Genomic DNA, 8,073 nt, shown 5'->3' with positions numbered 1-8,073 from the left:
CGCACGAGGAAACGGATCGACAATCCGGCCCGGACGGCGGCGAGGCGATTGACGAGATAACTTCCGCAGTGGTGCAAATACCGGTCGGCCAGATAAGGTCTACGGGGTCCCGACCCGGCCCGAAGGCCCGGTGGCTCCGCCACCAGCGCGTTCCGCCGCCCTGGAGCCGTGCGCCCCGGACCGCGGTCACCGCCCGGCCGGAGGTCAGGCGCAGGCTCTCAGCCGTACGGCGTCCCGCAGTTCCGCCGTGCGTGGTCCCACGCCCAGCGCCAGTGCCACCCGCAGATCGTCCCCGGTGTCCACGTCCCGTCGGACCGACTCCACTCCGGCGGTCGGCACCTCCCGCGCGCCCGACGCGAGATGGCGCTCGCGCGACGGCCCGCCGAAAGCCGGCCGCAATTCCACTCCGGAGGCCGCCGAGAGAAATGTCGTGCCGATTCCCGCGGCGTCCGAAAGGAATGTCCGGGGAAATCCGGAAGAGAATTCGAGGACCCGTGACAATTCCGAGGGCCGCAGCGCGGGGAGATCGGCGTTGAGCGCCGCGACCGGAGCGGACGGCCGTGCGTCGCGCACCAGACCCGCGCCGTACGCGAGCGCCGCGTTGAGACCGGCGGCCGGGACGTCGGGTGCGATACGGGCCCCCAGTGCCGCCAGCGATGCCGCCGCCACCGTGTCGTCCGTGACGACCACCACATCCCGTACGTCCGTGCAGGCGAGTGCCGCGGCGACCGTGTCCTCGGCGAACGCCAGGGCGAGTCGGGGCCGCAGTCCCTCGCCCAAGGCGTCCCGCAGCCTGCTCTTGGCGTACGCCAAGGGTTTCAGCGGGACGATCAGGGACCAGCGTCGGGACGGGTCGGTGTTCGTGGCCATCTCCCCCTTCGTGAACGTCGGCCCCATTCTCGCCTGTCGGGTGCGACGGCCTGCAGGTCCTGTCCGGGGAGCGGGGCGTACGGTGTTCTCGACACAGCAGGGGCCTGGGGCGGGACATGACCGTCCGTGGCTGAGCAGCAGGTCAGGTCCGAGAGAAACCCGAGTGAGAGGTGTCCGAGTGTCCCGCCGCAGAATCGGCTTCTGGTACCGCCTGGCGGCGGTCATCGCCAAGCCGCCACTGGTGGTTCTCTTCAAGCGTGACTGGCGGGGAATGGAGAACATTCCGGCCGACGGCGGATTCATCACGGCCGTGAACCACAACTCCTACGTGGACCCGCTCTCGTACGGGCACTTCCAGTACAACACCGGCCGGGTGCCGAGGTTCCTGGCGAAGGCCGCCCTCTTCCGGGCCCCGTTCGTCGGGATGATGCTGCGCGGCACCGGCCAGATCCCCGTCTACCGCGAGACGACCGACGCGCTGAACGCGTTCCGCGCCGCCGTGGCCGCGATCGAGGACGGCGAGTGCGTCGCCTTCTACCCCGAAGGCACCCTCACCCGCGACCCGGACATGTGGCCGATGAACGGCAAGACCGGCGCGGCCCGGGTGGCGCTGATGACCCGCGCGCCCGTCATCCCGGTCGCCCAGTGGGGTGCGAACCTCGCGATGCCGCCGTACGCCAAGGAGAACAAGTACCGGTTCTTCCCCCGGAAGACCCTCCAGGTGCAGGCCGGACCGCCCGTCGACCTCAGCCGCTTCTACGAGAGCGAGCCGACGCCCGAGGTGCTGCGCGAGGTCACCGAGGCCATCATGGCCGCGATCACCGAGCAACTGGAGATCGTGCGCGGCGAGAAGGCTCCCGCCGAGCCGTACGACCACCGCAAGGCGCGCGCGAACCAGCGGCGCGAGGCCGAAGAGAAGGGCTCCCAGTGACTCACCCGCGCAAAGTGGCCGTCTTCGGGGCGGGCTCCTGGGGCACGGCCTTCGCCGTGATCCTGGGCGACGCCGGCTGCGACGTCACCGTCTGGGCCCGTCGCGCCGAGGTCGCCGAGAGCATCAACACCACCCGGACCAACCCCGGCTACCTCCCCGGCGCCGAACTCCCCAAGTCGGTCCGCGCCACCACCGACCCCGCCGAGGCGCTGCGCGGCGCCGAGTTCGCGGTGCTGGTGGTGCCCTCCCAGACCCTGCGCGCCAACCTCGCCGACTTGGCCCCGCACCTGGAACCGGACACCGTCCTCGTCTCCCTGATGAAGGGCGTCGAGCTGGGTACGGCCAAGCTGATGAGCGAGGTGATCGCGGACGTGACGAAGGTGTCCGCCGACCGCATCGCCGTCGTCACCGGCCCCAACCTCGCCGGAGAGATCGCCGAACGGCGCCCCGCGGCGGCCGTCGTGGCCTGCCGGGACGAGTCGGTGGCCCAGCGGCTCCAGGCCGTCTGCCACACCCCGTACTTCCGCCCGTACACCAACACCGACGTCGTCGGCTGCGAACTCGGCGGCGCCGTCAAGAACGTCATCGGTCTCGCGGTAGGCATCGCCGACGGCATGGGACTCGGCGACAACGCCAAGGGCTCGCTCATTACCCGAGGGCTCGCCGAGACCACCCGGCTCGGCCTCGCCATGGGTGCGGACCCGTTGACTTTCTCCGGTCTCGCGGGCCTCGGCGACCTGGTGGCGACCTGCTCCTCCCCGCTCTCGCGCAACCACACCTTCGGCACCAACCTCGGCCGGGGCATGACGCTCCAGGAGGCGATCGCCGCCACCAGCCAGACCGCGGAAGGCGTCAAGTCCTGCGAGTCGGTGCTCGATCTGGCGCGGCGGCACGGGGTCGACATGCCGATCACCGAGACCGTCGTCGGGATCGTCCACGAGGGCAAGCCGCCCGCCGTCGCGGTCAAGGAGCTGATGTCGCGGAGCGCCAAGCCCGAGCGGCGCTGACTGCTTTCGGTACCAGCAGGTACGCTCATCGCGATATGAGCAGCGAGAACCTCCCCCAGAGCCCTGAGCGCCCGAAGAGCCCTGAGCAGCAGCGCCGCAAGCCGCGCGTGGCTGTCGTGTTCGGCGGACGCAGCTCCGAACACGGCATCTCGGTCGTCACGGCCGGCGCCGTCCTGAAGGCCATCGACCGGACCGTCTACGACGTCCTGCCGATCGGCATCACCAAGGACGGCCGCTGGGCCCTCACCGGTGACGATCCGGCCCGTATGGCCATCACCGACCGCCAGGTGCCCGACGTGGACACGCTCGCCGAGTCGGAGAAGGGCGGCGTGGTTCTCTCCGTGGACCCGGGCAGCCGTGAAGTCGTCCTCAACGAGCCCGGATCGGTGCCCCGGGCGCTCGGCGAGGTGGACGTCGTCTTCCCCGTGCTGCACGGCCCGTACGGCGAGGACGGCACCCTCCAGGGCCTCCTGGAACTCTCGGGCGTCCCCTACGTCGGCGCGGGCGTCCTCGCCTCCGCCGTCGGCCAGGACAAGGAGTACATGAAGCGGGTCTTCGTCTCCTTCGGGCTCCCCGTCGGCCCCTACCTGGTCGTCCGTCCCCGCGAGTGGGACAACGACCCCTCCGCCGCCCGCAAGCGGATCGTGGACTTCGCCGGCGAGCACGGCTGGCCGCTCTTCGTGAAGCCGGCACGCGGCGGTTCCTCGGTGGGCATCAGCAAGGTCGACGAGATCGGCGGCCTGGAGGCGGCGATCGAGGAGGCCCGCCGCCACGACCCGAAGTTCCTCGTCGAATCGCTGCTGAGCGGACGCGAGATCGAGTGCGGGGTGCTGGAGTTCGAGGACGGTCCGCGCGCCAGCGTGCCGGCCGAGATCCCGCCGGTCACCGCGCACGACTTCTACGACTTCGAGGCCAAGTACATCGACGCGGCCGATGCCCTGGTGCCCGCCCCGCTCACCCCGGAGCAGACCGAGGAGGTCCAGCGGCTCGCCGTCGACGCCTTCGAGTCCGTCTCCTGCGAGGGCCTGGTGCGCGCCGACTTCTTCCTCACCGACGACGGCGAGTTCGTCATCAACGAGATCAACACCCTGCCCGGATTCACCCCCATCTCGATGTTCCCGAGAATGTGGCAGGAGAGCGGCGTCGGCTACCCGGAGCTGGTCGACCGGCTGATCCAGGCGGCCCTGACCCGCTCCACCGGCCTGCGCTGACCCGTGGCACGTCCCGCCGTCCGGCCACCACCGGCCGGCGGGCCGGCGGTTCGCGGGACGGCGCCGGGCTCGACGCCGGTCCGAGGGGCGGCGGGCCGGCCGGGAGACCGCCGGGGACTCTGGCTCAGAGGCTGTCGGGGACCGCGTCGCGCACCGGCTTCGCGAACTCCGCGAGCGGGCTGGCGTCGTGGGCGAACCGCGTTCCCATCGTGACCTCGACGTACGCCTTGCGGTACGTCGTCGTGAACCGGGGCCCCGCGTCTGCACGTTGCTCCAGCAGCCAGTTGACGCCGTCCGCGTCGATCCCCTTGGACGCCGCGTCCGCCATGGCGGCGGGCCGGGGAACCCCGCAGCGAAGTACGATCGCCCCGTCCCCCCAGCCGGCGGTCAGCTCCGACTCCGGCGCGGGATCACCGCGTTCCAGTCCGGCCACGGTCTTCGGCAGCACCTTGTCCAGCGCGGAACAGTACGCGGCAGCGTCGCGGGACGGGGTGGGCACCGCGACCGACGGCTGGGAGCCGCCGGAGCAGCCCGCCGCCAGCAGGAGCGCGGCGGCGGACGGCACGAGGAACGACGGGCGGAGCGACCGGCGGCGGGAAGACGTCACCGGATCAGCGTAGACGGGGGTCAGAGGTGGACTACGGGGCAGGTCAGGGTTCGCGTGATGCCTTCCACCTGCTGGACCCGGGCGACCACCATGCGACCGATCTCGTCCACCGTGTCGGCCTGGGCGCGCACGATGACGTCGTAGGGTCCGGTGACGTCCTCTGCCTGGATCACTCCCGGAAGTTTCGCGATGGTCTCGGCGACGATCGACGCCTTGCCCACCTCGGTCTGAATAAGGATGTACGCCTGTACCACGGAACCTCCAGGACGGCCACGAGGATCATGTGGGGGAGAGGAACGCCACGTTATCGCGTCGCGGACGGGAGCGGGGAGACCCGGGGACCGGGAGACGTCCGTAGCGTGGCGTACGGGCTACACGAGTCGACGTGTCTCCCGACACTACAGACAGCGGTGACCGCCCGCGACGCGGCGCGGCCCGGCCCGCGCGGACACGTCCCAGCAGCCCGCACCGGACGCCGGTGCGACGAACGAGAGGTGACACCCGGTGAAGGGAACCGTGGGTGAGTTGGGGGAGTTCGGGCTCATCAGAGAGCTCACCGCCCGCCTCACCACCACTCCGGCGGTACGGCTGGGGCCCGGCGACGACGCCGCGGTCGTGGCGGCTCCGGACCGCAGGGTCGTGGCCAGTACCGACGTACTGATCGAAGGGCGCCACTTCCGGCGCGACTGGTCGACCGCGTACGACGTCGGGCGCAAGGCCGCGGCACAGAACCTCGCCGACATCGCGGCGATGGGCGCCGTGCCGACCGCGCTGCTCCTGGGCCTCGTCGTACCGGCGAGCCTCCCCGTGACCTGGGCCACCGAACTCATGGACGGGCTCCGCGACGAGTGCCAGGTCGCCGGCGCGGCCGTGGTCGGCGGCGACGTGGTCGGCGGGGACACCATCACCGTCGCGATCACCGCGCTCGGCGACCTCCGCAACCACGAACCGGTCACCCGGGCCGGCGCCCGCCCGGGCGACGTCGTCGCGGTCACCGGCTGGCTCGGCTGGTCCGCCGCCGGATTCGCCGTGCTCTCCCGGGGATTCCGTTCGCCCCGCGCCTTCGTGGAAGCCCACCGGCGCCCCGAACCTCCTTACCACGCGGGCCCCGCGGCGGCCGGGCTCGGCGCCACCGCGATGACCGACGTCAGCGACGGGCTGGTCGCCGACCTCGGGCACATCGCCGAGGCCAGCAAGGTCCGCATCGACCTGCGCTCCGGACTCATCGACGTCCCCTCCCAGATGTCGGACATCGGGCAGGCGGTCGGCGTCGACCCGCTCCAGTGGGTGCTCACCGGGGGAGAGGACCACGCGATCGTGGCGACCTTCCCGCCCGACGTGAAGCTGCCCGCCCGCTGGAAGGTCATCGGCGAGGTCCTCAACCCGTCCGCCCTGCCCCAGGTCACCGTCGACGGCGCGCCCTGGACCAGCAGGGGCGGCTGGGACCACTTCGGCGAGGTCGAGGACGCTCCCCAGTAGGACCCTTCGGGCGGTGTCCGGCCGGTGGACCGCCCGACCGGCGCGTCGTGGCTCCCAGTAAATTGCGGGCATGCCGATAACTGCCGCCGTACCTCCCCGTGTCCTCACCGTCGCCGGATCGGACTCCGGCGGCGGTGCCGGCATCCAGGCCGACCTCAAGACGATGCTGGCACTCGGCGTGCACGGAATGAGCGTGCTCACCGCCGTGACCGCCCAGAACTCCCTGGGCGTACAGGGCGCCTGGGAGCTTCCGGCCGACGCGGTACGCGCCCAGTACCGCAGCGTCGTGGACGACATCGGAGTCCAGGCGGTGAAGACGGGCATGCTCGCGTCCGTCGCCCTGGTCGAGACCGTCGCCGAACTCCTCGCGGGCACCGACGCCCCGGTCGTCGTCGATCCGGTGGGCGTCTCCAAGCACGGGGACGCGCTGCTCGCCGCCGAGGCCCTCGAGTCCATGGCGACGAAACTGCTGCCGCTGGCCACGGTCGCCACCCCGAACCTGGACGAAGTGGCACAGCTCACGGGCGTGGAGGTGGCCCAGGAGCCGGACATGCGGCGGGCCGCCGCCGCGGTGCTCGCCTTCGGACCGCGCTGGGTGGTGATCAAGGGCGGCCACCTGCCCGGCGAGGCCGTCGACCTGCTCACCGACGGTGACCAGGAGCACTGGCTGCGCGCCCCGCGTCACGACAACCGGCACACCCACGGCACGGGCTGCACCCTCGCTTCGGCCATCGCCTGCGGCCTGGCACGCGGGCAGAACGTGCCCACGGCGGTACGGAACGCGAAGACCTACGTCACCGGGGCGATCGAGGCCGGCTTCGCGCTCGGCTCCGGCATCGGCCCGGTCGACCACGGCTGGCGGAGCCGCCGCGCCTGAGGTCCGCCCCAAGGCGCGAGGAGCTCCGGCCCCGAGGCCCCGCGCTCTTTCCGGCCCCCGCCCCCACCGGACGGCGGGGCGATCCCCGTCCGGGCACAGCAAAAAGCCGGTCCACCGAGGTGGACCGGCTTTCTGGGCAACCGGAAGGCTGCGCTACGACGGGGAACGTCAGCGCGCGACCTTGCCGGCCTTGATGCACGAGGTGCAGACGTTGAGCCGCTTCGGCGTCCGACCGACCACGGCACGCACGCGCTGGATGTTGGGATTCCAGCGACGAGACGTACGGCGGTGCGAGTGCGAAATGTTGTTGCCGAAGCCCGGCCCCTTGCCGCAGACGTCGCAGTTGGCAGCCACGGGTCACTCCAAAGACTTCAGGTGCACTTACAGTGAATTCCGGCGCGCCGGAATCAGCGAACTGAAGTGACGGCACCGGAGGAATGGCCCGACTTTCATCGGGCAACCGAAACACCATACAACGGCTGCGTCGGTACAACGAAACTACCATGGTTCAGCCGTCCGCCCTCCCGGCCCCCGCTCCGGGCCACTCTCCGGCGGCCCGGGGTTAACCTGCGGTGCAGCCCGCCGTACACGGCCGCTTCAAGGAGGACCCAGGTGCCGCAGCCCCCCGACGATTTCGACGCCGTCGCGGTACGCACCTGGTGCTCCCTCGCCCTCGAAGCCCTGGGCCGGGAGCGCGCCGCGATCGACGCGATCAACGTCTACCCCGTCCCGGACGGGGACACCGGCACCAACCTCTTCCTCACCGTGGAGTCCGCGCGGGCGGCCGTCGAGGCCGTCTTCGCCGCCCACGAAGGCGACTCCCCGGGGCCCGGTTCCGCCGGCCCGGGCACCGCCGAGGCGGTACGCGCCATGGCGCACGGGGCACTCATCGGGGCGCGGGGCAACTCCGGCACCATCCTCGCCCAACTCCTGCGCGGGACGGCGGCCGTGCTCGCGGAGGGCGGGGACGCGGACCACCTGGCCCGGGCGTTGGCGGACCCGGCAGGCGAACGCCTATCTGAAGGCGGCGGAGGAGTTCGGCTGGGAGGAGACGCTGCTTCCCTCCGACCCCGCGTCCCCGACCCGCAGCG

The 8,073-nt window shown here is 71.6% G+C and carries 10 protein-coding genes; 6 read left to right on the top strand and 4 right to left on the bottom strand.

Annotation, left to right across the window (positions count from 1 at the left end; translation table 11 throughout):
- Nucleotides 1-204: 204 nt before the first annotated feature.
- On the bottom strand, nt 205-870 hold the full coding sequence (cofC, locus tag ACWD3D_RS29625; protein ID WP_451463838.1) for a 2-phospho-L-lactate guanylyltransferase: 666 nt from the start codon (nt 868-870) through the stop codon (nt 205-207).
- A 178-nt stretch (nt 871-1,048) separates the two neighbouring features.
- Here cofC and ACWD3D_RS29620 point away from each other — a divergent pair, with 178 nt between their 5' ends.
- Genes ACWD3D_RS29620 through ACWD3D_RS29610 form a run of 3 tightly spaced genes read left to right on the top strand, consistent with a single transcriptional unit; the run spans nt 1,049 to nt 4,019 of the window.
- Nucleotides 1,049-1,801, top strand: a complete 753-nt coding sequence (locus tag ACWD3D_RS29620) for a lysophospholipid acyltransferase family protein (RefSeq protein ID WP_451463837.1) — start codon at nt 1,049-1,051, stop codon at nt 1,799-1,801.
- Nucleotides 1,798-2,808, top strand: a complete 1,011-nt coding sequence (locus ACWD3D_RS29615) for an NAD(P)H-dependent glycerol-3-phosphate dehydrogenase (RefSeq protein ID WP_451463836.1) — start codon at nt 1,798-1,800, stop codon at nt 2,806-2,808. Before ACWD3D_RS29620 ends, ACWD3D_RS29615 begins: the two co-directional genes overlap by 4 nt.
- A 35-nt stretch (nt 2,809-2,843) precedes the next feature.
- Nucleotides 2,844-4,019 (top strand): D-alanine--D-alanine ligase family protein, encoded by a 1,176-nt coding sequence (locus tag ACWD3D_RS29610; RefSeq protein ID WP_451463835.1) that lies wholly within the window; start codon nt 2,844-2,846, stop codon nt 4,017-4,019.
- A gap of 124 nt (nt 4,020-4,143) precedes the next feature.
- Here the strand turns inward: ACWD3D_RS29610 and ACWD3D_RS29605 are convergent, their stop codons facing one another.
- Nucleotides 4,144-4,626 (bottom strand): DUF3515 domain-containing protein, encoded by a 483-nt coding sequence (locus ACWD3D_RS29605; protein ID WP_451463834.1) that lies wholly within the window; start codon nt 4,624-4,626, stop codon nt 4,144-4,146.
- Between the two features lie 20 nt (nt 4,627-4,646).
- A complete protein-coding gene (locus ACWD3D_RS29600) occupies nt 4,647-4,880 on the bottom strand; it encodes an Lrp/AsnC ligand binding domain-containing protein (RefSeq protein WP_328719194.1) in 234 nt (77 codons plus the stop codon).
- Nucleotides 4,881-5,130: 250 nt separating this feature from the next.
- Here ACWD3D_RS29600 and ACWD3D_RS29595 point away from each other — a divergent pair, with 250 nt between their 5' ends.
- Both ACWD3D_RS29595 and thiD read left to right on the top strand, forming a co-directional pair.
- Nucleotides 5,131-6,105, top strand: a complete 975-nt coding sequence (locus ACWD3D_RS29595; protein WP_387368718.1) for a thiamine-phosphate kinase — start codon at nt 5,131-5,133, stop codon at nt 6,103-6,105.
- Between the two features lie 70 nt (nt 6,106-6,175).
- The gene (thiD, locus tag ACWD3D_RS29590) at nt 6,176-6,982 is read left to right on the top strand and encodes a bifunctional hydroxymethylpyrimidine kinase/phosphomethylpyrimidine kinase (RefSeq protein WP_451463833.1); all 807 of its coding nucleotides are present in this window, start codon (nt 6,176-6,178) and stop codon (nt 6,980-6,982) included.
- A gap of 168 nt (nt 6,983-7,150) precedes the next feature.
- Here thiD and rpmB read toward each other — a convergent pair whose 3' ends face one another.
- On the bottom strand, nt 7,151-7,336 hold the full coding sequence (gene rpmB, locus ACWD3D_RS29585; protein ID WP_030928661.1) for a 50S ribosomal protein L28: 186 nt from the start codon (nt 7,334-7,336) through the stop codon (nt 7,151-7,153).
- A gap of 258 nt (nt 7,337-7,594) precedes the next feature.
- Between rpmB and ACWD3D_RS29580 the strand changes: the two genes are divergently transcribed.
- Nucleotides 7,595-8,073, top strand: a 479-nt coding sequence (locus ACWD3D_RS29580) for a DAK2 domain-containing protein (RefSeq protein ID WP_451463832.1), incomplete at its 3' end; no start/stop codon positions are given.

Source organism: Streptomyces sp. NPDC002690, assembly GCF_053592415.1.
The sequence above is the reverse complement of the archived record's forward strand: the minus strand, read 5'-3'. Positions and strand labels throughout refer to the sequence as shown.